Below are 24,630 nucleotides of genomic sequence, written 5' to 3' on the forward strand. Positions count from 1 at the left end.
GTATGAAAAAGAGAATGATTTTGATGGTTACAGGCTTTCTATCCTGCGCTGTAACCCTGCTTGCGCAACCTGCGAAGAAAGTGGTGTTTGTGATTGCCGATGGTATCCCTGCTGATGTTATCGAATCTGTTACCACGCCCCATATGGACGCTATTGCGCATGCCGGTGCGTATTTCAGAGCCTATGTAGGCGGTGGCAAGGGAACTTATTCGGAAACGCCCACCATCTCTGCTGTAGGGTATAACAGCCTGCTTACCGGTACCTGGGCCAACAAGCACAATGTTTGGGATAACGATATTGCTGCGCCCAATTATCATTATCCTACGATATTCCGGTTGTTGAAAGACCAGTACCCGCAAAAAAAGATCGCCGTGTTTTCGAGCTGGCTGGATAACCGCACCAAACTGGTGGGCGACGGACTCGCACAAACCAACGGGATCCATGTGGATATTGCTGCAGATGGCTTCGAGCTGGACACCCTGCAGTTTCCAAAAGCAGGGCCCGTGCACCGGATGCACCGCATTGATGAGCAGGTGACCGACAGGGCCGTACGAAGCATCCGGGAACAGGCGCCGGACCTTTCGTGGATCTACCTGGAATACACCGATGATATGGGACATGGTTACGGGGATGGCCCGGAATTTTATGGAGCCGTTAAAATGCTGGACCGGCAGATGGGGCGCGTATGGGAGGCCATCCGCTACCGGCAGCGCCGGTTTCAGGAAGACTGGATGATCTTCATTACCACAGACCACGGGCGCTCGGAAACAGATGGAAGAGGGCACGGCGGCCAGTCACCCCGGCAGCGCAGCGCCTGGATGATCACCAACGACCCCGGATTGAATGCTTATCCGGAGCTGCATACCCCCGGTGTGGTAGATATTTTTCCAACCATTGCGCGGTATATGAACATTACCATTCCCTCCGCAGTTGACCGTGAGCTGGATGGCGTTCCCATGATCGGGAAGGTTTCACTGGCAGATATGAAGGTAAATTATTTCCAGGATAAGCTGGATATCACCTGGCTTCCGCTTGATGCCAAAGAAAACAGCAATGTAAAAGTTTGGATAAGCACGACCAATAATGTAAAGATGGGCGGCGCTGATCAATACCGGCAGGCTGCTGAAGTCCCGCTCCGGCAGAAGCATATTACCATCAGCGTAAAAGACAGGTCGCCGGGCTTTTACAAAGTAGTGCTGGAAGGCGCTCATAACTCCCTGAATCGCTGGGTGGTGCCGGACAATAAAAAGTAGCGCACCCTGCTGTCGGAAAAAGGTAAATGAGCGGTATAATGATCCTGCCGGCAGCGATGCCACGCAAATAAAGTGAGATGATCCAAACCATTTCCGTTTTTTATGTTATCGGAAATCCCGGACCGGATCAGCAATCCGGACGGGTAAGCAGGCTGAACCGGAACGCACCTGCGAAAATCAGGCGATGACATTTAAGCGTTCAGATCACTTCCCGGCAGGTTGCTTTGCTGTTCATCAACTACCAGGGTTTTTGTCCAGCGGTCCTGCCAGGGGTCGCAGGGGCTGCCCAGCGCACTAAATGCACAGAAGGGGGTGGCCCTGCTAAAGCCACGCAAAAATGCGGTTCTTGTGGAGATAGGGCTACCGTCCAGGTTCACAGCCCGTGTCCGGGTTAAATATTTCCCCAGTGTTTTCCCTTTCAGCAGGGACTCGGCCGATCCCATATAAAGCGCATATAATGCCAGATAAAACAGGGTGCTGAGCAAAGAAGGCCCCGGATCATCGGATATAAGAAATGCGGCGATTTGCGGAGACAGGGCTGCCAGCAGAAAGGCCAGGATAAAGATCAGTACGTAAAAAACGATTACATCAATGATGTAATTCAGCAAACGCTTACCCGTACTTGCGCGCATATAGGAAAAATCGTTTTCAAATAACGAAAATTCAGGAGATGTTGTGGATTCCTGGTTCATGGATTTGTGTTTATTGGATTGCAGGTTGTTGTTTTCATATAATCGTGCATAAAGCAATTATCAATTGAGCAGGTTGTTTTTTATGTCAGGATAACGCATGTTCCGTGTTACACACAAGGTAACGCCGGTCATAAAGATAGGGAAATCATTCCACTGTTTTGTAAAATCAGGTATAGAGCCCGCCGTTAATGGAAAGTACCTGCCCCGTAATATAAGCGGCTTCCCGGGTAGCAAAGAAACCCACGGCATGTGCCACTTCCTCCGGTGTCCCAAAGCGGTTGGCAGGAATGAGCTGTTTCATCTGGCCTTCATCAATATCTTCCGTCATGTCGGTTTTTATAAAGCCTGGCGCCACTGCGTTTACCGTAATATTGCGTTTGCCTGCTTCCTGTGCCAGGGCTTTGGTTGCCGCAATTACGCCGCCTTTTGCAGCCGAATAGTTGGTCTGGCCGGCCAAACCTTTTAACCCGGAGAGCGAAACCACATTAATGATGCGGCCATAGCGCTGGCGCAGCATGCTGTTCACCACCAGCCGGGTCACATTGAAGAAACCGCCGAGGCTGGTGTTCAGTACGCCGTCCCATTGTTCATCTTTCATCCACATCAGCAATACATCGTCTTTGATGCCGGCATTGTTTACCAGCACTTCAATTATTTTGTCCGGGTTGGCTTCCATCCAGCCCCCGAGCGTTTGCTGCACCGCATCCCGGTTTGCCACGTCAAAAGCCAGCAATTCGCCGCTGACGCCGGCTTTTTCTACTTCAGCCAGCGTTGCCGCTGCTTTTTCTTTATTGCCTTTATAGTTGATCAGTATATGAAAACCCTGGCGGGCCAGCTGTATGCAAATCGCTTTTCCGATGCCGCGGGATCCTCCGGTTACCAATGCCCAGTTCATATATTAAAGTTTAAGGTTTGAAATTCCAGGTCTGAGGTTAACATCAAACAATAGACCTCAAATTGTAAATTAAAATGGCTGATGTGCTTTCATAAAATCGCGCACTTTGGCCAGGTCTTTATAAAGCGGGTAGTCCTTGCTGAATTTAGGAAACACGTTTCGCAACCGGTTATAGACGGCCATTGTCTTTGAAGCCATCTGGTCATGACGGTTCAGGTAATCAACTGCCTGCAGCAGCGTCATTGCCTGTATGGCCAGTACCTCATACGCATTTTCGATCACTTTCCTGGCGAGCTGTGCTGCATTGAAGCCCATGCTTACAATATCCTGGTTATCGTTATTGTTGGGAATGCTGTGCACATACATCGGAAAAGAAAGCGTCTGGTTTTCTGCAGTAGTGGAAGTGGCAGTAAACTGGATGCCCTGCATGCCAAAGTTCAGCCCCAGCACGCCATGATTGACAAAAGGCGGGAACTTCTGGTTCAGCCGTGCATTCAGCAGGTAATTCAGTTGCCGTTCGCTCAGCATGGTCAGCTTGGTAATAGCGATTTTCATTTTGTCCATTTCGAAAGACACGTAGTCGCCATGAAAATTACCGCCATGAAAGATGTTATGACTGGCTACGTCCACCACCGGGTTGTCGTTCACTGAATTGAGCTCGTTCACTACGGTCTCTTCCGTATGTGCCAGGGTATCATATACCGGACCCAGCACCTGTGTAATGCACCGGAGTGAGTAATATTCCTGCACCTTGTCTTCAAATACATCGTGCTGGATATTCTCCGGATTGTATAAATGTTCGGACCGGCTGCGGATGAGTTTACTGTCTTCCAGTATGGCGCGCATCTGGCGGGCAATATGCTGCTGACCGGTATGATGTTTTACAATATTCAGCTCATGGGAATAGTGGTCGTCATAAACTTCCATGAGCTCATTGGTGATGGCCGAAAGCATGATCGACCAGTTCAGCAATTGTTGCGCCTGCAACAGGTTCAGCAGTCCGGTGCCGGTCATGGCCGATGTGCCGTTGATCAGAGCCAGCCCTTCGCGTACCTGCACTTTCAGCGGCTGCAGTCCTGCTTTTTGAAATGCATCGCCGGCCGGTTGCACGGTACCTTCGTACCATACCTCTCCTTCGCCGATGATCCCAAGCGCCAGGTGCGCCAGCTGCACCAGATCGCCGCTGGCCCCTACACCACCGTGCTCGTAAATGCAGGGGATGAGGTCGTTATTGATCATGGCTGCCAGCAGTTGCGGCAGGACGGGGTCAATGCCGGAATAGCCCTGCATTAAGTTGTTGAGCCTTGCCAGCATTACTGCCTTGCTTTGCAGGGGGCGAAGCACCTGGCCGCCGCCGCTGCTATGACTGCGGATCAGGTTGTACTGCAATTCTAAAATATTTCCATCGCTGATCTTGTACTGTGCCATGGGCCCAAAGCCCGTATTGATGCCATAGATCAGTTTATGACTGGAAAATTGTTTCAGAAATTCAAAACTGGTGTTTACCTGCTGTAAGGCAGCTTCGTCAAGCGTAATAGGTTGGCTGTCAATTATAATTGCATTAAAATCCTGCAATGAAAGCCGTTTTCCCCCTACTTTGATCATTTTTGTATGCGTAATTTATTAAACAAGGCGCAAAAAAACGAAATATATCACTGGAATCAAAAAATTTGTTAGGGGGAGGGCTTACAGACGTTTGTCTATAAATTTAACAGGCTTACGGGCTCCATCCGGAAATTGCAGGCGCTGCATCTCTTCCCGGGTAAGGTATTTGATATGGGGCATTACCCGCAAACGGGCCTGCAAGTAGGTTTTTATCTTGCCATCGGTTTCCTCGGAGGTATTGGCGGGCAATAGATACAGGAGCACTTCATCGGTCCCGATCTCGTTGCTGTACACTTCCGCCACATATTCTTTAATGGCATCTATTTTATGAATGATCTCAAAAAGGGCGGGCGCAAACAGGGTGGTGCCCTTGAACTTGATCATTTGCTTTTTACGGCCGATCACAGGTGAAAGGCGGGTTGTATGCCGCCCGCAGGTACAGGGCTCATAAAAGGCACGGCAGAGATCACCGGTCTTGTAACGCAGCAGGGGCATGCCTTCCACACCAAGCGTCGTAATGGTCACTTCGCCGATCTCACCGGAGGGTACGGGCCGGCCCTGGTCGTCGATAAGCTCCAGGATCACCAGTTCCGGGTTCTGATGGCCTCCTTTACCAGCGGAACATTCGGTAAACGCGGTTTGCATTTCGGTTGAAGCATACGTTGAATAAAGTTGTATATTCCAGTGCTCCGTGATCCTGCTGCCCAGAATGTTCAGGCTGAGATCTTCTTTACGCAGATTCTCACCGATACAGATCGCTTTTTTTACGGAGGACCCGTTCAGGTCGATACCGTTTTCCAGCGCATACTGGATCAGCTTTACGATAAAAGAAGGAACGGCTACGATGGCGTTGGGTTTCAACCGTTCAATGACCTCCCATTGCAGGGATGGTACTCCAGGGCCTACGCGTACCTGGCCGGCGCCCAGCTTGCGGATGCCGAGATAATAGGCAATCCCTGCCATGAATTGCCGGTCGAGAGTCAGCATCAGTTGATAAATATCGGAAGCGCTGCCACCTGCACAGGCAAATGAGCTGTACTCGTTGTAAGCCAGCCGTTGCAGATCGTTCTCGGTAAGCGCAATGGTTACCGGGCTGCCCACCGTACCGGAAGTAGCCATATATTCAACAACCTGGTGCTGTGGTACACAAACGAAGTCCTTATTATGCAATTGCAGGTGCTCCTTTTCAGTAGGCGGGATGCGGACAAGGTCGTCAATATGCCGGATGGTATCCGGGTCGATCTTGTTTTCCCGGAACAAATTCCTGTAAAAAGGCGAGTGGATCTTAAGATACTGCATCAGGTTCACCAGTTTTTGTTCCTGGTAGGCCCTGATCTGCGCTGCCGGCTGAAAGGATAGGGATGGTAACTCGTTCATTGGGTCAAAAGTAGGATTTCTGGCGAATTTTTGACCGTGCCCCGCTGATTAGGGAAGGCGTGCCGGTCTTTTGATCCGGCATTTTCATTTTACGCCCCGGCACCGACAACATGGCTCCGATCCTTTATGGCCACCCGCGGCATTGAGTCAGGAATACCGGTCGCCGATATACCTTCCATTCCACAGAGCCCGGCAATACCCCGCGCTACCAGGCAATCATGGCTTTTACCGGGGCAACGCCGGATTTTAGGGTGATCCTGTATAACCCGGCATTGGTATGCGAGAGCTTAAAAACAAATCTCCCGGAGGCACTTTTCCGGTTTTGTACAAAGCCCTCCTGGGGTTTTGCTTCAAATGCATATGCTCCTGTTGCCCCCTGAAGGGTAACGACGATCTGGTTGCTAAAAGTGGTGGCCTCAATGGTCGTAACGGCACCTATATTATTAAATGTAAAGGTTTTTGTGGGCATAAGTTTTCTTTTTTTAAACGTGATTGTATTTAGTTAGATGGGAACTCATCTGGTAGCGGTACGGCTCGTTGTTGTTATTCTTGGCCGGCCGGTAATATCCGTCATCCAATCTACTCCTGCGTGACCTGCACGATTTTGCTATAGGCTGTTTTCCCATCTTGATCTGTCTGCGCAATACGCAGATAGACCCTGGCATTGTATCCGTCAACAGGTGTATCCTTTTTAGAACAGCCATAGATCAGCGCACCAACGATGAAAACGGCCGGCACCCATCTCCATTTCCGCCTGCGGGCCGAAAAGCCCAGGCAAAGGATGGCAAGTCCGGCAATGCCGCCGGACAGCGCTGTGGCTCTGTCTATGGTATAGTTATAGTGCAACCCCTTGGTGCTATTGCCATCTGGCGCTTTCGACTTTACCGTAGCCAGCGGCTTAAATTCTTTTCCGTCGGCGGAGATCTCTATATCAAAGTGGTCGTTATTGATTTCTGTTTCGGTGGTCCAGGTCACCTGTAAAACATTGTTGCGTATCAGTGCTACAACATTGCCGAAGGTAACAGGCAACACAGCGCTGTTGGCTTCATACGCGCCCATATCAATAATACTGTTTGCAATGCGGCTATAGCCGGCGAGGTCCGCATTGCCATAAATACCGCTGTTGTATAAAGTATTGTCGCCGGTATTCATTGCAGGGCTTGCGGCCTGCAAGGTAAAGTCGCCTGCCGCGGGGTTATTGAATAACGGGTCACTGGTGAAGGCGTTTTGAGCAGTAACGATGATTGCCGGCGGATAGGTGGCGGAATAGATTGAATTGGTAAATGTTATCGCAGGTGATCCGCTCCCGGCAGTCATTACATCGGTGTTGGCAGCCCGGGTCCAGAAAATACTGTTCTCGCTCGTATTTGCGGTGTTTGCGTTTATGTGTAAAACCGCGCCCTGTGCATTAAAAAGGGTACTGCTAATGAGATGAGCGGTGCCGGCGGCGTTATACAGTACCGGAACATTTTCTGTTCCCGAATAATAAACCAGGCTGTTTACCAGTGTAAGGGTCGGCCCAGGTTTGCTGTTGCCCGTCCGGAGGCTTATGGCAGATCCCTTGTAAACGGCCTGGGTACTTGCTTTGTTGACGGTATTGTTGGCGAACACCGTATTGGTTATGCGCAACTGCCCCTCACCAAAGGCGTCGGCACCGCCTCCGGTGGCACCCTGGCTTTGCGAGGCGTTATCTACGATATTGCCGTTAAAGGCACAGTGGGAAATTGCAGTGTTATAAACACCCGGCACGCCATAGTAAGCAGCATCCAGTTGCATGATGCTCAGACCACCGCCGGCATAGCTCGCCCGGTTATCCTGGAAAGTACAGTTGAAAACCTGGAATATATTGGATGCTGTGCTAATGCCATAATAGGCAATGGCTCCCCCTCCCTGGTATGCATAATTGTTTTTAAAAATACAGTTTTGGATGGCCGGCGTAATATTTTGCGACATGCCACTGCAGGAAATAAAAAGGGCTCCGCCTGCGTATTGCGGATGAAAATCGCCGGTAACGCCTCCTTTATTGGCATTCCCGTTAATGAATGTAAATCCGTCGATGAGGGTCGTATTATCGATGGCCGGCGGATTGGCTGTTGACGTATCCAGTTCGATGATCATGGTATGAAAGGCGATGTTTCTGCCGTCTAACGTGGTGGTGTTTGCTGCTATATTGCGTTGGCTCTGGTTCGTTTCATTACCGCTGAAACCCCCATAAAGTTTCAGGTTATTCCTGTTTATATAAAAACTTGAATCGCGGTTGCTGGTGCTTGCCGGTGCATATATGCCTTTGGCTACCCATATCTGGGTAATGGATGGGTTGGTTTGTGCTGTTTTTAATGCAATGCTGAGATTTTGATAGGCATCCGTCCAGGAGCTGCCGTTATTGGCGCCTGTGGCCGCGGCATCTACGTACAGTGTCTGGGCGTTCAGCATGGATGCAGATAAGATAAAAGACAGGGCAAACGTTAATTTTAGCTTTTTCATTTGTCGGGCTTTTTTGGTAACGATTGTTTGTTTTTGGATCAGGCAGCTTCTGTTTAAAGGGGTGGGCCTTATTGTCGTTGACGTTGTAAAGATGCCCTATCAAAACCGGCAACCCAAAATCCGGGCAGGACGAAACCGGGACGAGACGCGGACAAAATACGGACACGCTGGCGGGCATACCTTAAAGAAAAGACAGCTGCATGCGCGGCTGTCTTTTTAAAGCATTGGTTACTGATTGCGACCCCTTATGGTCAGGAATTAGAACGGATGGATCCTGCGCTCATAATAGATCCAGACTGAAAGTATCAGAATGAGCGCTATCAGAAGGATAAAGAGGGTAACATATACATGTTTCTTGCGTTTCATGATACAGAAAAGTACATTTAAAAGTAGGGCAAATCCTGGTTTCAGCGGAAATTTTGCGCGGACAAAAAGCGGACAAGTATTTTTGCTCAGGAACCTGTGTCGAGTGTGGCAATTTCCTCCTCCATGAGCTGGTCGGATGCAAGGTTCAGGCTGGTGCGCAGGCGGCGTTTACTGCGGGCCACACTGTCTTTACTGATGCCGAGGGTGTTTGCAATCTGGTAATTGGTCAGTTTCAGGAATATCAGCGCTGCCAGCCGCTCCATTGCAGGGGTAAGGTTTTCCATACGCTGGCGCAGGTTATTAAAAAAAGCGGGATAGGCTTTGGAGAATTCGTTCCGGAACTGCTCCCACCCGTCTTCCGTCAGCAGCGGGTTTGCTAACAGGTGTTCGGATAGCTCCGCCCCTGTATCCCGGATATGGGTTAAACGCTGTTGCAATATTTCGATCAGCTCATTCTTTTCAATGATGCTGTTGGTGAAAATGGTGATCTTTTCACGCGCCTCCTGAATGTCTTTTCTTGCTGCCGCATGTTTGAGTTCGACAACACGCAGCTTGTATAGCTCCCTGACCCTTTTGCGGTTATACAGCAGCAAGGTGATGATGGTAAGCAGGACGATACCGGCCAAAACGGCATTGCGGATGCTTTTTTCCCTGTTGGCTACCGATTGCGCCAGGATGAGGGAGTGCTGCAGGTTGTCGAAGGCGATACGGGCACTAACGACGGACAATTCGCTCTTTTTGACACTGTCCCGCATAATATCTTTATAGGTGTCTGACAGCTCATGGTAGTGGAATGCGCTGTCTGTCTGGCCGGTTCGCCTGTAAATGGCGCTCATATGATCCGAAGCGCTGATAAGTTGCGCATAGATGTTGTGATGCCGGGCAATGCTCCAGGCCTCCCGGGCGGCGAGCAGCGCTGGCCCGTATTTGTTTTGGCGGTAATAGAAAGTAGCAAAGGCGTTCTGGGCCATAGCAATATTGAGTGAATCCGGAAATGCCCGGCTGCTTTGCAAATATTCTGTAAGCAGCGGCAGCGCTTCTGAAAAACGGGCTTCTTCTGTATAGGTTCGCCCGATATTCCCGTTGGCAATCCCCCGCCAGAGCCGGGCCATCCGCAGATCGGTTTTGTGTTCCAGGGCCTGGAGTATGAGGTTGTAATACCGCCGGGTACTGTCAAACCGGTTCAGCTTCCTGTAAGCGGCACCCAGGATATCACATTGGAAGATATATACCCAGGGATCCCGGTGCATACTGTCCAGGCTCCATTTTTTCAGGCACTGGCTGCCATAGGCAATGGATTGTATATAGTCGCCCTGCGCATAAAGAACAGAGCTGACGCCAAAAAAGCGGTTCTGAACATACGGGAAGTGCTCAAATCCGATCCTGTTCTGTATTTCAATGGCCTTCAGGTTATAAAGCAGATGGGTGGCCGTAGCTGGCGGCATATCTGCCCGGATGCTGTACAGCTCGGCATTCAGCTGATCGTCCTTTAACGGGTACGCCATCTTTATGGCCTCATCGATGGTATCATAGTACCGCTCTTCATAATTGTATTCCCGGGCCGCCATGATCTCAAACATCAATAACCGCACGTCCAGCCTCCTGTCCGGATGTTGTTCTAAGTAGCTGTGCAAGCGGGTAATATCGTTCAGAAATTTATTTTTATAGGTGTTATCCGTTTTATGAAGCAACAGCGAGTCAAAGAAGGCCTGTGAACGGTAGCTCTGGGTCCGGTCAGATACTTTCCAGGCATTCAGGTAAGGCGTTATTTCCGCATCCTGGGATAGGGAGGCAGTACTGAATAGAAGGCACCAAAGGAAACATATCAATTTCACCGCAAAAAAGTTGGCGCTGTAAATATAACGGATTTGAAAGAGCTTCGGAATGGGACATTTTTTGAGATACCGGGCCCATGCAATGGATGAAGGCTATGGATCCTTTCAGGACGATGGAAGGGCTGGTATTGAAACCGGCAGAAGTAAAAACAACACCGGGACTATTCCAAGAGAAAAAAATTACAGCGGCATCCGGCCGGATGCTATGCCACAGCGGTGAAACGATCCTGTTAATGCGCGGTCTTTGCTGTTCAGATTACCGGTAATACACCTGTTGTGGCCCTATGCATCGCGTCTTTTGAATTTCTTTAAGAAGGTAATATTACCATCGGCATCAACGTTTATTTTATACATATTTCTTGCATCGTTTACGACGATGATATAGTTGGTTGTGTGGGCAGTCATTACTTCTGTTACGCCAAAGATTTGTTTTTCCCCGAGCTTCTTTTTTATATCGAATAATAAATTAGGCGGCAAATTCTTTTCCCCGTAATAACGTATGGTCTGTAAAAGACTGCCGTTTGTTTTGTCTAACATCGCCCGGTAAAGGATATGATCCTTTTTGAAGACGGCAATAATATAGTCGGGGGCTTCTATCCAGGAAACCTGGCCCGCATCTTTAAATATTACGTTGAAGGTGTTCAGTACTTTTTCATTGATGACAGGGGCAGGTTTGTTGGCAACAACATGAATGCTCAAAGCAGTTGCTACAAAGATGAGGAGGAGTTTCATTTTATATTTTTTAAGCGTACAATAATCAGTTAATTTTTTTACAGAAACAGGCAGACAGGGAGCGCCTGAAGCAGCGCATTTGTAACAGCAGCTAATTTGTTCTGTTACCTAAAGTTGCTTTGAAAAAGGAATGGTTTACAAAAAAATAGCGAGACAAAAACCGGACAATGACATAACTAATTACAAGTCAAACAAATATGATTCGAGTGTTTTTTCATGTGTCAGGTAAAGAAGATTGCGTAACCGGTGTTTGCTGCGGGTTACGCTGTCCTTGCTGATGCCCAGGGTATTGGCGATCTGGTAATTATTGAGCCCTAAAAAGATAAGCGCGGCCAATCGTTCCATAGCCGGGGTAATATTTGGGGCGTTCTGGTGCATTCGTAAGAAAAAGTGAGGAAAGGCTTTTGTAAACTCTCCGCGGAATTTTTCCCATTCGGTTTCGGTGATAATGGCATTGCTGAGCAGTTGGTTTTTTAGTTCAGCCGGTGGTGTTTCCCATTTATTATGGGTTTCCAGGCCCTGGATGAGGTTGTTTTTTTCAACAATAAGCTGGGTAAAGAACCGGATGCGCTCTCTTGCCTGATCTATTTCCGCCTGTGCATTTTGGTAGTCGGATGCTATTTTTTCCAGCTTGGCCCGGTCTTTTATTCTTTTTCGGTTGTACAGCAGCCCTGTGATAACGAGGAGCAGACTGATACTTGTTAAAATAAGTTGTTGCTTTTGTCGCTGTTGAAGGGCTACAGATTGCGAAATGGCCAGTGAGTGCTGCAGGTTGTCAAATGCCAGCTGCGCCTGTATTACAGAAAACGCTCCCTTTTTGTTCAGCTCCCGGAGGGAATCCTGGTATGAGTGGTAAAGATCATTATAATAAAACGCCTCACTGATATTATTGCGACGGCGATGAATAAGGCTGATGTATTGTGCCGCGTCCCTTAATTGAGGAAACAGGGAATCATTGAAAGCCGTATCATATGCCTGCCTGGCCGCCCGCAACGCTCTGGTGTAATGACCCTGCCGCAAATAATAATCTGCAAAGGCGTTCCGGGCCATAGCGATATTCAAACGGTCGTGCAGCTGATAGGCTGCCCGCAGGTAATTTTCCAGAAGGGGCAGCGCGAGGGCATATTTGCCCTCGCGTGTATAGGTCTGCCCGATATTCCCTTTGGCAATGCCGCTCCATAAGGTACTGTCCAGGTTGGTCATTTTAGGACGGCGCATTTGGAGGATCTTCTGATAATATGCTCTTGCACTGTCGAACTGGTTCAGGTTTTTAAAGGAGGCTCCCAGGATATCGCATTGAAAAATATAATGGTCCGGAAGTAACAGGCTTCCGGAAGCATAATAGAGGGCCAGGAATTGCATGCCATAGTCAATGGCTTTCCTGTAGTCGCCCAGGTCGTAAAGACAGCGGCTTACTTCATAATACGGGACATACCCATAGGGGAAATACCGGATACCAATTTTTTTCTCCAGTTCAATACCCTTGAGATTATAGAACAGCCGGGTATCCGGAGAAAGGGGGTGACTTCCCCGCAGCAGGTAGAGCTCTGCATTCAACTGATCATCTTTTAAGGGGTAGGCAAGGTTAATGGCTTCGTCGAAAAAATCGGGCTTAAAACTGGAATCGATCCTTATATGAAATTCGTAGATCATTAAACGTACCTTTAGCCGTGGGGCCGGATGGTTCTGAACATATTGCTTTAACTGACCTATTTCCTTATAATAGGCCTGTTTTTGTCCGGGAGTGATCGCATGTTCAAAAAAATAATCAACAAGCTCCCTGCATTTCCTGGTTTGGCTGTGGTCTGTGGTTTTCCAGGCCTCCAGAATGAGCTTGGTGCCCCTGGTTTGGGAATCCGCTGTAAAAGCCAGCGGGATCATGAACAGGAAAAAAGGGAGCAGCTGCTTCAATACACAGTTGATTTGGTTATTCTTTCTTAAAAGTATAAAAAATACTTCTATGTACCCGGTTTGCTGCCGTTCAGCACCCCATGTTTTAAAACGTGCTTTATCAGGGCTGCGTTTTTGGTGTGCCGGAATAAAGGTGTAGTTGTGTTGGGCTGCTTACTGTTCAATCACCACCACCGCGGCAGCAATGGTCTTTAGATGGCTCAGGGAAAGCTGAATTTTTTTCAGGTCCAGGTGCCGCAGGGTTTCGGCGGTTTGCCCTTTCAGGGAAATGACGGGTTTGCCTTGTTCATCTCCCAGGATCAGGATCTCGTTGTAGGCTGTGCCCCCGGCCCAGCCGGTTCCCAATGCTTTGAAAAAAGCTTCTTTGGCGGCAAATCGGGCGGCATAGTGTTCATATTTATGCGCCTTGGGCTCGCAATAATCAATTTCTTCGGAAGAAAAGACCAATTCCCGGAAGCCCTGTTCCTTTTGGATCTTTTCTGTTACGCGCTCCGTCTCTATTACATCAAGTCCAAGTCCGGTGATCATGTTTTTTAGTTTAAAGCTCGATGTTTAACGTTTGTGCGTTAGCTCCTGCAGTTTCTCCAGCGTTAAGTGCTGGACCTGCAACTTGAAACGGCCCCTGGCCTTCAGGGCTACGGTACCGGGTCATACCCGCTTCCGCCCCAGGGGTGACAGCGGGAAATACGTTTTACTGAAAGCCAGAACCCTTTGAAAGGACCATATTTTTTAAATGCTTCCAGCGCGTAATGACTACAGGTGGGCGTATAGCGGCATTTAGGTCCCATCCACGGGGAAATGACCAGCTGGTAAAACCGGATCAGCAGGATGAACGGGAAACTTCCTATTTTAAAGAACCACTTCATGAGTACTGTTTGTCAGTTTTTCCAAAATACGGCCTACCTGCCTGTAAATATCGTTGTATAAAGGGAGCTCTTTGCCTGTAAATAAGAAAAACAGGGAATAGCTGCTGTTTGTTTGCGCTGCCCGCTCTTTTAGGGGCTGCTGCTGCTGCCGGTAGGCTTCCCGTAGCAGGCGCTTAATGCGATTACGGTCTACCGCCTTCCTGAAATGACGGCTGCTGGTGCCAACGCCACAGTGTACAGCCGGGTTTTCAGCGGACTCCTTCAGGTACAATAGTTTTACATTACCGGAATAGAGCCGGCGCCCGGTACTAAAGACCTGCTGAAGCTTTTTGCGGCTTTTAAGCCGGGAGCTTTTCGAAAACGAGTATATGCCTTTTTGTTGCAAAGCGGGTAAAATACAAAAGTACGGGATCACGGTCACCCCACCCTTTTCGGCCGTACCACGGGATACGGGATGTTTGCGATACCGGAAAAAAAATAGCCCCGTTACCGGAGCTACAAACTTTTTGAAGAGCTGTTACCGCCTACTTTAATTTCCGCTCGTCGGAAACCGTTAATTTTTTGCGGCCTTTTGCACGGCGGCTTGCCAGTACTTTACGGCCGTTAGCGGTTTGCATGCGCTTGCGAAAACCATGTACAGTTTTACGACGACGACGATGGGGTTGAAATGTACGTTTCATAATATCTTAATTTTTCACTATTTTTTTGAATGCGCATGGGAGAACATGCTGATTTTCAAGTTTCAACCACAGGACACCACTCCCGTTGGCTTGTGAAAGGATGGCAAAGGTAGGGAAAAGTTCTGAGTTTAAAGAATTGAGATTTCCGAATAGAGATCTGAGCACACTGCCCATGGTTTATAGGCTTTAGTGATCAGCTTTCAGCCGTCAGCGCCGGCTGCCCTGGCTGGATCCTCACGAATCAAAAAGGTATTATGCCCTCTTTTGTGTCTTCAGCTGGTGGCCGAAGGCTGATTGATGACGGTTGTCAGCGGAGCTCCAGGTACCGGCTCTTTACAGGAGCCCCGAAAAACATCGAGCCGTGTTGGTCAAAGTCCTCGGTGGAGTCCGTGGTAAAAAATTGCTGCTGCCCGTTTTTGCTGCATTGCTGCTCTATTTCGGGGTGGCGGTTCAGGTACCCGGCCAGGCTATGGGCTACCAGCTCCCCCTGCGTCACCAGTTTTACATCGATCGGCAAATGTTCCTGTATATCGTCTTTTAGCAGCGGATAATGGGTGCAGGCCAGCAGCACCACGTCAATCTTCGGGCCTTTCTGAAACAACGCATGCAGGTTCTTTTTGATAAAAAAGTTTGCTCCCTGGGTGTGGATCTCATTGTTTTCCACGATGGGTACCCACATCGGGCAGGCTTCCTGATACACGCTGGTCTCCGGGAAGAATTTACGGATCTCGATGGGATAGGATTCGGAATGGACGGTGCCCTTTGTAGCCAGGATCCCGATCTCCCCACTTTCTGAATAGTTGCCAATGATCTCCGTGGTGGGGCGGATCACACCCAGTACCCGTTTATCCGGCGCGATCAGTGGCAGGTCATTTTGCTGAATGCTGCGCAAGGCCTTGGCCGATGCCGTATTGCAGGCAAGGATCACCAGGCTGCATCCCTGTTCAAAGAACCACTTTACACATTGCAGGGTATATTCATACACGGTTTCAAAAGAGCGGTTGCCGTAGGGCGCCCGGCCATTATCGCCCAGGTATAAATAGTCGTATTGAGGCAAGCGACTGACAAATTCCTTTAATACTGTTAAGCCTCCATAACCGGAGTCAAAGACCCCGATGGGCGCTCCATCATGTCTGATGCCTGATGCCTGATGTCTGGTATCTGATGTCTGATTGCTCATTTCTGGCTTCTCTTAATATCTGCTCCAAGGGCCTGCAGCCGGGTATCGATCTGCTGATAGCCCCGGTCGATCTGTTCAATATTCTGGATGGTGCTTTGTCCTTCGGCACTCAGGGCTGCAATCAGCAATGCCACGCCTGCACGGATATCCGGGCTGCTCATGGTAATGCCCCGCAATTTCCGTTCGCGACCGAGACCGATCACGACTGCGCGGTGCGGATCACAAAGAATGATCTGCGCGCCCATGTCGATGAGCTTATCTACAAAGAATAGCCGGCTTTCGAACATTTTCTGATGAATGAGTACACTGCCATGTGCCTGGATGGCTGTTACCAGTACGATGCTGAGCAGGTCCGGGGTAAAACCGGGCCAGGGATGGTCGTAGATCGTCAGTACGCCTCCGTCGAAATATTTTTGTATGGTATAGCTTTCCTGTGTGGGAATATGAATGTCATCACCTTTTATTTGCAGGTTGATGCCGAGCTGCTCAAACCGGTTGGGGATAACGCCCAGGTCCGGAACGCTTACATTTTTGATCAGGATGTCGCTTTGGGTCATGGCGGCCAGGCCGATAAAGGAGCCTACTTCGATCATGTCCGGCAGGATCCTGTGTTGGGTTCCCGAAAGATAATCCACACCCTCAATGGTAAGCAGGTTGCTGCCGATGCCGCTGATCTTTGCGCCCATGCGATTGAGCATTTTGCAAAGCTGCTGCAGATAGGGCTCGCAGGCAGCGTTGTAAATAGTGGTAGTGCCGGTGGCCATGGTTGCTGCCATTACCACATTGGCGGTGCCGGTTACCGAGGGCTCGTCCAGCAGCATATACGTGCCTTTGAGCTCTTTGGCAGACAGGTGAAAAAAGCCATCTTCTTCGTTGTGATTGATATTGATGCCAAATTTTTCGAACCCGATCACGTGAGTATCCAGCCGGCGCCGTCCGATCTGGTCGCCCCCCGGCTTGGGAATAAAGGCCTTTTTATAGCGCGCCAGCATGGCGCCCGCCAGCATTACAGAACCCCTGAGCTTGCCGCTTTTTTTGCGGAAAGCTTCGCTGTGCAGGTAATCGATATTTACATCTTTTGCCCGGAAGATGCAGGTGCTGCGGTCTACCCGGTTCACCTCCACATTCATCTCTGCCAGCAACTCGATCAGCAGGTTCACATCCAGTATATCCGGAATGTTGTTGATCGTCACCTCTTCGGGGGTCAGCAATACCGCACAGATGATCTGCAGCGCCTCGTTTTTTGCACCCTGCGGGTGGATTTCCCCTTTTAAACGGTTACCGCCTCTTACTTCAAATACATTCATGCCTGGTTATTTGCCGGTTTTAGAAATTAGTAATTTTACAGGCAGCGAAGATAAAACGAAAAAGGCTGTTATGATTAGATATTATCATGCCGGTTTTAATCCGAAGGATTGAATGGATCTGATCTCTTCAAAAGCGACCCGGATACCAGCAATAGTTCCGGTATGCTCTTTAAATGAACCCTCAAACGTTACTGTACCGTTGATGGTTAGCTGAATGCGATCATCCACAGACGGGCATTGTATCAACATGGACTTGCTGAAATCGACACCCGGGACCATTGTTACCGGGATTGCTCCGTCTTTCTTTTAAACAATTGCATTTCATTGTGAAGTCTTCCTCCGGTACCGGCTTAATAATACGGGCTGATCAGGATATAGATGATGGGACCGGTTACCGCTACATAAAACCAGATGGGCCAGGTGATGCGGGCGATCTTCCGGTGGCGGGGATATTCACCGATCAGTCCCCGGTAGGCCGTAAATAAAATAAAAGGAAGAATGATGCCGGCCAGGGGGATATGGGTGCCCAGGATGAAATAGTAAAAAAAGCGAATGGTGCCGGTACCCCCGAATTTGGTGTCGCCTGCCAGCAGGTGATGCGCAATATAGCTGACCAGGAACAGGATGGAGAGCACCATGGCCACCAGCATGATCCGCTTGTGCAGCAGGTACCGTCCTCTTTTTACGGCAAGAAGGGCCGTGATCAGCAATACTGCAACAATGGAGTTGATGATGGCATTGATGAGAGCGAAGATGTGTACGTCAAAACCCGGCTGAACATTTAGCTGAACGCGGCCCAGGGCAACCACAACAGCAAATACAATAATGGAAAAAGTATAAATAAGGATCTTGGCCTTCTTATCATTTTTGGTCCACGACGGGGGTAACATTTTTTTTCTTTTTAAACAGTATCAGGAATAAGCCAACCAGCACCGCCGCAATCAAGAACACAATGGACAAAAGATTTAACTGCCCGGAAAGCGCATTTTTTTCATTGGGGTTTTTTTCCAATGTGAGCAGTACGATGTCGCGGGATATCCTGGCAAGCGAAGCACTGTCCAGGCCATGATAGAATCCCCGGATCACCCTGCTGGTGTCGATCAGCACAAAATGATCGGTGTGGATGAAACTGGTATCGATACCTTTGCCATCTACCAGCCCGATCCGCATATCTTTCAGGGCAAGGTCATAGATGGTTTTCTTATCGCCCGTCAGCAGGTCCCACTGTTGCGGATTGATCTGAAAACGGTCGGCCCAGGCTTTTAACTGGTGTACAGAATCGCGCTCAGGATCTATACTGAACGAAATAAACTGCACATCATTATTGGTGCGGTCGCCAACCCGCTCCGAGTTGGTGATAGACCCTTGCAGCCGCTTCATGTTCCGGGTAAGCGGCGGACAGATCGTGGGACAATGGGTAAAGAAAAAATCGGCAATGAGGATTTTGCCCCGGTATTTATCCAGGGTTACCGTTTCGCCCAGTTGGTTGGTCAGCTTAAAGTCGCTGATCCGGTGCCATACGGTGTCCGAAACCTTTTTTCCGTCCTTTAATGTGGAGTTAATGGAATCGGGGAAAAACCGCTGTGGCAGCGCCACTGCCTGCTCGCTATAATGGCCGATAATAAAATAGCAGGTGAGCGGCAGAACGATCGCGATCAGGATCCCGTATAGCGCTTTTTTGTTCAAGACAACTGAAATTAAAGTTCTTCTGAAGCCGCAAAAGTCGTGAAAAGCTTTTAAAAGACTCCTGTTTTTTGTGAAAATATATTTTCAACAGCATTAAAACATCGAAGCGGCTTTTTTGTTGAGGAAACGGCATATCAACAGATGCGATCGCAGACCGGTGCTCCCATTTTGACAACAAACGACCGCTTTTAAAGGGATTTGTACTACTTTTAAATCATCTAAAAAATGACACAATGCGTTTTCATGTTAAACCACTTATGACAGGGGTGCTGGCAGTATCCCTGTTCGCAGCCTGTAATGCGGACCAGTCGCATGGTGAAAAACCTGCTGACGGAGCTGCAGACTCCTCCTCTAATCCCGTGGAAACAAAAAAGCCCAACAGCGATTATAAACCGGCCTTTGAGGGGCAAACCCGGATAAAAGGAGTGCATACCCAAACACCGCTGGATGTAAAAATGCTTTCAGACGGGTTGGTGTATCCCTGGGGTATTATTACTCTTCCGGATGGACGCTTCCTGATCACCGAGCGGAAGGGCACTCTGCGGATTGCCACCGCCGGCGGACAGCTGAGCGCGCCGATCACCGGTTTGCCAAAGGTAAACAGCGACGGGCAGGGCGGATTACTCGACGTGATCCTTGACCCCGATTTTGCCAGTAACCGGATCATCTATTGGAGCTTTTCCCAGGATGTGCCACCAGGTACACTTACCGCCGTAGGCAAGGGAAAACTGGCGGCAGATGAAAAGAGCGTGGAGGGAGCTACCGTAATCTACCAGGCGTTACCCGCCTTCCCCAGTAAACTGCATTATGGCTCACGGCTTGCCTGGGATAAGGAAGGGAACCTGTTTGTAAGCACCGGCGAGCGTTCCGATATTAAATCGCGCCCGCAGGCGCAGCAGCTCAACTCTGCCCTTGGAAAAGTGCTCCGGATCACAAAAGAAGGAAAGCCGGCCCCGGGCAATCCGTTTGCAAATACGCCCGATGCCAGGCCGGAGATCTGGTCTTATGGCCACCGCAACGTGCAGGGTCTGGCCATACACCCGGTTACCGGCGACCTTTGGGAGGATGAATTTGGTCCTAAAGGTGGTGATGAGGTGAATCGCGTGGAGCCCGGTAAAAACTATGGATGGGCCACCATTACCTATGGACTGGAATACAGCGGCAAAAAAGTTGGTGAAGGCATTACACAAAAAGAGGGCCTGGAGCAACCGGTCTATTACTGGGATCCGGTCGTATCTCCCAGTGGTGCCACTTTTTACAGTGGCGACCTGATACCGGAATGGAAGAATAATTTATTTATCGGTTCGCTCAGCGGCATGCACATCGTGCGGTTGGTGATCGAAAACAATAACGTGGTTGGCGAAGAGCGGCTGCTGGCGGATCAGCAGCAGCGTTTCCGCGATGTGGTGCAGGGTGCCGATGGCGCATTGTATGCGATCAGCGACGGGGAAAAAGGCCGGCTGTTCCGGATCGGGAAGAAGTAGTTTTCTGACCTGAGACCTGGGAATTCAGACCTGAGACAATACTTCGTCGTATGAGTTTTCAAATCTCAAATCTCAATTCTCGATCTTCAAAATAAAGAGTCAATGAATAAACTGCTCACTGCTGTATTAGTGGCGCTCGCTTTTGCATCCTGTAATAATTCCAAAAAGACCGGCACTGACGAAGACGGCCTGTCTGTATTCAATGCAGACAGCCTTGTAAAGCATATCAGGGTCCTGTCGTCCGACTCCTTCCAGGGACGGAAGCCGTTTACAGAGGGCGAAACAAAGACGATCGCCTACCTGCAGGAACAGTTTCGGTCGATCGGTGTGGAGCCGGGCAATGGCGACAGCTACCTGCAGGACGTGCCCATGATCGATATCTTATCACATCCGGATCCCGTGATGCAGGTGCAGGCGTCAAAAGGAGATCTGCAGTTAAAGGGTTTTGACGAATATGTGCTGTCTACCCCCAAAACGGATGCGGTGATCAGCCTGGACCAGGTGCCGGTGGTATTTGCAGGCTATGGTGTGGTGGCCCCCGAATATAACTGGAACGATTACGCAGGGCTGGATGTGAAGGGAAAGATCGTAATGGTGCTGGTAAATGATCCCGGTTTTAATAATGGAGATACCTCTTTGTTCAAAGGAAAAACCATGACTTATTATGGCCGGTGGACCTATAAATTTGAAGAAGCTGCCCGGCAAGGCGCCCGGGGTTGCCTGGTGATCCACAGCACGGCGGCGGCCAGCTATCCCTTCAGCGTGGTACAGAACAGCTGGAATACTTCGGAGCTGCGGCTCGATAATCAAAACGAAAAGCTGCTGGATGCCCAGGGCTGGATCTCAATGGATGCCGCTAAAAAGCTGATCGCGGCAGGCGGGCAGGATACCAGCATCATTGCCAAAGCAGACATCCCCGGGTTTAAGGCTATTCCCCTCGACGAAACAGTTTCTACGAGTATTAAAACAAAAGTGACCTATAGCAAATCCCACAACGTCATTGCAAAGATCCCTGGGAGTAAGTACCCGGATGAATATGTGCTTTATACCGCGCACTGGGATCACCTGGGCATTGGTAAGCCCGATGCAACCGGCGATTCCATTTACAACGGTGCGCTGGATAATGCCAGTGGAACGGCAACGCTGCTGGAATTTGCCCGGGCCTGGAAGAGTCTCAAAACGCCCCCCGAACGGACCATTGTTTTTCTTGCGGTAACGGCAGAAGAACAGGGCCTGCTGGGGTCGGCGTATTACGCGCAGCACCCGGTATATCCGGTGGCAAAAACGGTGGGCGTGCTGAATGTGGATGAGGTCAATAACTATGGCAAAACAAAAGACATCATGGTGGTGGGCCAAGGGCAGTCGGATATGGAGGACCTTTTAAAGGAAGCGGCGGAAAAGCGTGGGCGCTATATTTCGTATGACGCCACACCGGAGGCCGGGCATTATTTCCGGTCGGATCATTTCAGCTTTGCAAAGGCCGGGATACCCGCGCTGGCACAGGGTTTTGGTATCGATGTGGTAGGTAAGGGCAAAGAATATGGTAAGAAAATGCAGGAGAAATTCAATGCGCAGCATTATCATGCTCCTTCCGATGCGTACAATGTTTCCTGGGATCTGAGCGGTGCCATTGATGATCTGCAATTGCTTTTTATGGTAGGCAAACGGCTGGCTTACGGGCATGCCTGGCCGGGGTGGAAAGCCGGTTCCGAGTTTAAGGCCGAACGGGAGAAGAGCGCGGCAGAGCGGATGAAATAGCGGGGCTGGTTTACCCGGAGAACGCCCATGCCAACCGGCTTTTTAAGCGCGTATTAAAGACATCGCCTATTTTCGCTTTATACCGGCATATGGCGGCCGGTTATTATAAATTTTCTGCATTACAGGATGAAGAGATTATTGACAAAGACCATTGCAATAGTAGCAATGATGACCGCTTTTACAGCGGGAGCACAAAACAACCCAGGGGTTTTAACCGTAGAACAGATCATGCGCGATCCGGAATGGATGGGCACGTCTCCTTCAAATATCGGGTGGAGTGCTGATGGGCGGGCATTGTATTTTTCGTGGAACCCGGAAAAGAACCTTGCAGATTCACTGTACCGTATTGCTCCGTCAGATAAAACACCCCGGAGGCTGTCTGCATACGAGCAGCAGCAGGTGGTGTACGAACACCAGCTCCGGTACAATAGCAACCGGTCTGCAGCCGTATGGTCAAAAGACGGGGATCTTTTTTACCGGGCGCCCGGCGGCAGGATCACGCGCATTACGCAAACACTGGAAGGGGAATTCAATCCTGTATTCAGTTTTAAGGATACGCGGATCGTTTATACGCGCGGACAGAATCTTTATTCCTGGGAGATCGCTACCGGCGCCTCCCGGCAGCTCACCAACTTTACGAACGAAGCGCCGGCAGATAAAAACAAAAAAGGAAACCGGGAAGAAGAATGGCTCAAAAAGGACCAGCTGGCCACAATGGATATATTGCGGGAGCGCAATAGCAAACGGACCGCCAGTGAAGGCTACCGCAAAGCTACGGAGCCATCCGGTCCCAAACCGGTTTACCTTGCCGGGAGCCAGCTGATGGGTACAGCCATCAGTCCCGACGGCCGGTTTGTAACCTACCAGCTGTACACGTCCGGAAGGGGAAAGAGAACCATCGTGCCCGATTATGTTACGGAAAGCGGCTATACCACCGATATACCCGCCCGCACAAAAGTGGGCAGTCCGCAGGGCAGTTCGGCGTTCTTTGTTTATGACCGTGTAAAAGATACGGCCTATAAGATCAATACAGAGCAGATCCCCGGTATCCGGGATATACCGGCCTTTGTAAAAGATTACCCGGGTCAGTGGGAAAAAATGAAAAAGGAATCCGCGCTGCGCAATGTAAACGTTTGGGGGGTAGAATGGTCGCCCAACGGCGGGTATGCATTGCTGGATGTATATGCAGACGACAATAAGGACCGGTGGCTGCTGCTGATGGACACGGCAACCAGGAGTCTGAAACTGGTAGACCGGCAGCATGATGACGCCTGGATCGGCGGCCCGGGCATCGGCCCGCGTTCCACAGGGTGGTTGAGCAATGAAACGGTCTGGTTCCAGAGCGAGGCAACCGGCTACTCACATTTATATACCTATGCGGTAGCAGCAGGCACCAAAAACGCCCTTACGAGTGGTCCTTATGAAGTGCAGGAAGCCAAACCGGCGCAGGATAAAAGATCATTTTATATTACGACCAACGCGGTCCATCCGGGTGAAAAACATTTTTATAAGCTGGACATCCGGACGAAAAAAATGCAAAAGCTTACGACCCTGGAGGGCTCCAATGAGGTCAGCATTTCGCCGGATGAAAAATACCTGGCCATAAGAAATTCTTATATCAACAGGCCCTGGGAGCTGTTTCTGCAGGAAAATAAAGCAGGGGCAAAGCCCGTTCAGATCACAGATAAGGCGCAGTCAAAAGAGTTCAGGCAATATCACTGGCGCATACCGGAAGTGATCACTTTTGCCGCAAGGGATGGAGCGATCGTATATGCAAGGCTTTATAAGCCGGAAAATCCCAGACCCGGTATGCCGGCGGTGCTTTTTGTTCATGGTGCGGGATACCTGCAGAACGCGCATAAATGGTGGAGCTCTTACTTCCGGGAATACATGTTCAACAATCTTTTGGCAGACAATGGCTATTATGTAATGGACATTGACTATCGCGGAAGCGCCGGCTATGGCCGCAACTGGCGCACCGGTATTTACCGGCACATGGGCGGAAAAGATCTGACCGATCATGTGGATGCCGTAAAATATCTGACGGATACCTATAAGGTCGACCCTGCTAAAGCAGGCCTCTATGGTGGGTCCTACGGTGGGTTTATGACGCTGATGGCTTTGTTTACCACGCCGGATGTGTTTGCCAGCGGAGCGGCATTGCGGCCGGTTACCGATTGGGCTAATTACAATCATGGCTATACCTCCAATATCCTGAATGAACCGTTTACAGACAGCATTGCCTATCACCGGAGCTCGCCGCTGTATTTTGCCGGGGGATTAAAAGGCCACCTGCTGATCTGCCATGGCATGGTGGATGTAAATGTGCATTACCAGGATGCGGTGAAGCTGGCGCAGCGCCTGATGGAGCTGAAAAAAGACAACTGGGAGTTGGCTTCTTATCCCATGGAGGATCATGGCTTTGTGGAGCCTGTAAGCTGGACTGACGAATACAGGCGGATCTTTAAGCTTTTTGAGCAGACCCTGAAAAAATAAAGTTTTTTCAACTGCCGCACCCC

The 24,630-nt window shown here is 49.8% G+C and carries 21 protein-coding genes; 4 read left to right on the plus strand and 17 right to left on the minus strand.

The features are described 5' to 3' along the window. The first annotated feature begins 2 nt into the window (after window positions 1-2). Window positions 3-1,253: an alkaline phosphatase family protein gene (locus B160_RS0107555; protein ID WP_018627292.1), complete on the plus strand. Its 1,251-nt coding sequence runs from the start codon at window positions 3-5 to the stop codon at window positions 1,251-1,253. 191 nt (window positions 1,254-1,444) lie between these two features. Here B160_RS0107555 and B160_RS30495 read toward each other — a convergent pair whose 3' ends face one another. The 17 genes from B160_RS30495 to B160_RS0107675 form a co-directional block, all read right to left on the minus strand. Further along, window positions 1,445-1,945, minus strand: a complete 501-nt coding sequence (locus tag B160_RS30495; protein ID WP_157557946.1) for an RDD family protein — start codon at window positions 1,943-1,945, stop codon at window positions 1,445-1,447. Between the two features lie 166 nt (window positions 1,946-2,111). Beyond that, complete coding sequence (gene flxB, locus B160_RS0107570; RefSeq protein WP_018627295.1) at window positions 2,112-2,840, minus strand: flexirubin biosynthesis SDR family reductase FlxB; 729 nt, start codon at window positions 2,838-2,840, stop codon at window positions 2,112-2,114. Window positions 2,841-2,909: 69 nt separating this feature from the next. Next, on the minus strand, window positions 2,910-4,445 hold the full coding sequence (gene flxA / locus B160_RS0107575) for a flexirubin biosynthesis tyrosine ammonia-lyase FlxA (protein WP_018627296.1): 1,536 nt from the start codon (window positions 4,443-4,445) through the stop codon (window positions 2,910-2,912). A gap of 81 nt (window positions 4,446-4,526) precedes the next feature. After that, entirely contained in the window at window positions 4,527-5,822 is a 1,296-nt protein-coding gene (flxY, locus tag B160_RS0107580; RefSeq protein ID WP_018627297.1) for a flexirubin biosynthesis putative acyl-CoA ligase FlxY, read from the minus strand. 205 nt (window positions 5,823-6,027) lie between these two features. Then, window positions 6,028-6,291, minus strand: coding sequence for a hypothetical protein (locus B160_RS0107585; RefSeq protein WP_018627298.1), 264 nt, complete (start codon window positions 6,289-6,291; stop codon window positions 6,028-6,030). A gap of 110 nt (window positions 6,292-6,401) precedes the next feature. Continuing rightward, window positions 6,402-8,306, minus strand: a complete 1,905-nt coding sequence (locus B160_RS0107590; RefSeq protein WP_018627299.1) for a choice-of-anchor Q domain-containing protein — start codon at window positions 8,304-8,306, stop codon at window positions 6,402-6,404. Between the two features lie 452 nt (window positions 8,307-8,758). Next, window positions 8,759-10,507, minus strand: coding sequence for a tetratricopeptide repeat protein (locus B160_RS0107605; RefSeq protein WP_018627302.1), 1,749 nt, complete (start codon window positions 10,505-10,507; stop codon window positions 8,759-8,761). A gap of 282 nt (window positions 10,508-10,789) precedes the next feature. After that, the gene (locus B160_RS0107615; protein WP_018627304.1) at window positions 10,790-11,239 is read right to left on the minus strand and encodes a hypothetical protein; all 450 of its coding nucleotides are present in this window, start codon (window positions 11,237-11,239) and stop codon (window positions 10,790-10,792) included. Window positions 11,240-11,419: 180 nt separating this feature from the next. After that, window positions 11,420-13,150 carry a tetratricopeptide repeat protein gene (locus tag B160_RS28615; RefSeq protein WP_018627305.1) on the minus strand — a complete coding sequence of 577 codons (1,731 nt, stop codon included), beginning with the start codon at window positions 13,148-13,150 and terminating at the stop codon, window positions 11,420-11,422. 153 nt (window positions 13,151-13,303) lie between these two features. Continuing rightward, window positions 13,304-13,678 (minus strand): holo-ACP synthase, encoded by a 375-nt coding sequence (gene acpS / locus B160_RS0107630; RefSeq protein WP_018627307.1) that lies wholly within the window; start codon window positions 13,676-13,678, stop codon window positions 13,304-13,306. A 107-nt stretch (window positions 13,679-13,785) separates the two neighbouring features. Then, complete coding sequence (gene yidD / locus B160_RS0107635) at window positions 13,786-14,016, minus strand: membrane protein insertion efficiency factor YidD (protein WP_018627308.1); 231 nt, start codon at window positions 14,014-14,016, stop codon at window positions 13,786-13,788. Continuing rightward, the gene (gene rnpA / locus B160_RS28620) at window positions 14,000-14,401 is read right to left on the minus strand and encodes a ribonuclease P protein component (RefSeq protein ID WP_051107133.1); all 402 of its coding nucleotides are present in this window, start codon (window positions 14,399-14,401) and stop codon (window positions 14,000-14,002) included. Before rnpA ends, yidD begins: the two co-directional genes overlap by 17 nt. A 139-nt stretch (window positions 14,402-14,540) precedes the next feature. Beyond that, window positions 14,541-14,696, minus strand: a complete 156-nt coding sequence (rpmH, locus tag B160_RS0107645) for a 50S ribosomal protein L34 (RefSeq protein ID WP_026309617.1) — start codon at window positions 14,694-14,696, stop codon at window positions 14,541-14,543. A gap of 307 nt (window positions 14,697-15,003) precedes the next feature. Beyond that, window positions 15,004-15,876 (minus strand): glutamate racemase, encoded by an 873-nt coding sequence (gene murI / locus B160_RS0107655; RefSeq protein ID WP_018627311.1) that lies wholly within the window; start codon window positions 15,874-15,876, stop codon window positions 15,004-15,006. Then, a complete protein-coding gene (murA, locus tag B160_RS0107660) occupies window positions 15,873-17,183 on the minus strand; it encodes a UDP-N-acetylglucosamine 1-carboxyvinyltransferase (protein ID WP_018627312.1) in 1,311 nt (436 codons plus the stop codon). The genes murI and murA overlap by 4 nt, the downstream gene beginning before the upstream one ends. A gap of 350 nt (window positions 17,184-17,533) precedes the next feature. Further along, complete coding sequence (locus B160_RS0107670) at window positions 17,534-18,073, minus strand: DUF420 domain-containing protein (RefSeq protein ID WP_018627314.1); 540 nt, start codon at window positions 18,071-18,073, stop codon at window positions 17,534-17,536. Continuing rightward, window positions 18,045-18,869, minus strand: a complete 825-nt coding sequence (locus tag B160_RS0107675; RefSeq protein ID WP_018627315.1) for an SCO family protein — start codon at window positions 18,867-18,869, stop codon at window positions 18,045-18,047. The genes B160_RS0107670 and B160_RS0107675 overlap by 29 nt, the downstream gene beginning before the upstream one ends. A 233-nt stretch (window positions 18,870-19,102) precedes the next feature. On the opposite strand from B160_RS0107675, the gene B160_RS0107680 reads away from it, so the two are divergent. The 3 genes from B160_RS0107680 (at window position 19,103) to B160_RS0107690 (ending at window position 24,607) form a co-directional block, all read left to right on the plus strand. After that, window positions 19,103-20,353, plus strand: coding sequence for a PQQ-dependent sugar dehydrogenase (locus B160_RS0107680; protein ID WP_026309619.1), 1,251 nt, complete (start codon window positions 19,103-19,105; stop codon window positions 20,351-20,353). Between the two features lie 102 nt (window positions 20,354-20,455). Beyond that, window positions 20,456-22,111: a M28 family metallopeptidase gene (locus tag B160_RS0107685; RefSeq protein WP_018627317.1), complete on the plus strand. Its 1,656-nt coding sequence runs from the start codon at window positions 20,456-20,458 to the stop codon at window positions 22,109-22,111. Between the two features lie 126 nt (window positions 22,112-22,237). After that, complete coding sequence (locus B160_RS0107690; RefSeq protein WP_018627318.1) at window positions 22,238-24,607, plus strand: S9 family peptidase; 2,370 nt, start codon at window positions 22,238-22,240, stop codon at window positions 24,605-24,607. Window positions 24,608-24,630: the final 23 nt, after the last annotated feature.

The organism is Niabella aurantiaca DSM 17617, from assembly GCF_000374125.1.
Lineage (GTDB): Bacteria > Bacteroidota > Bacteroidia > Chitinophagales > Chitinophagaceae > Niabella > Niabella aurantiaca.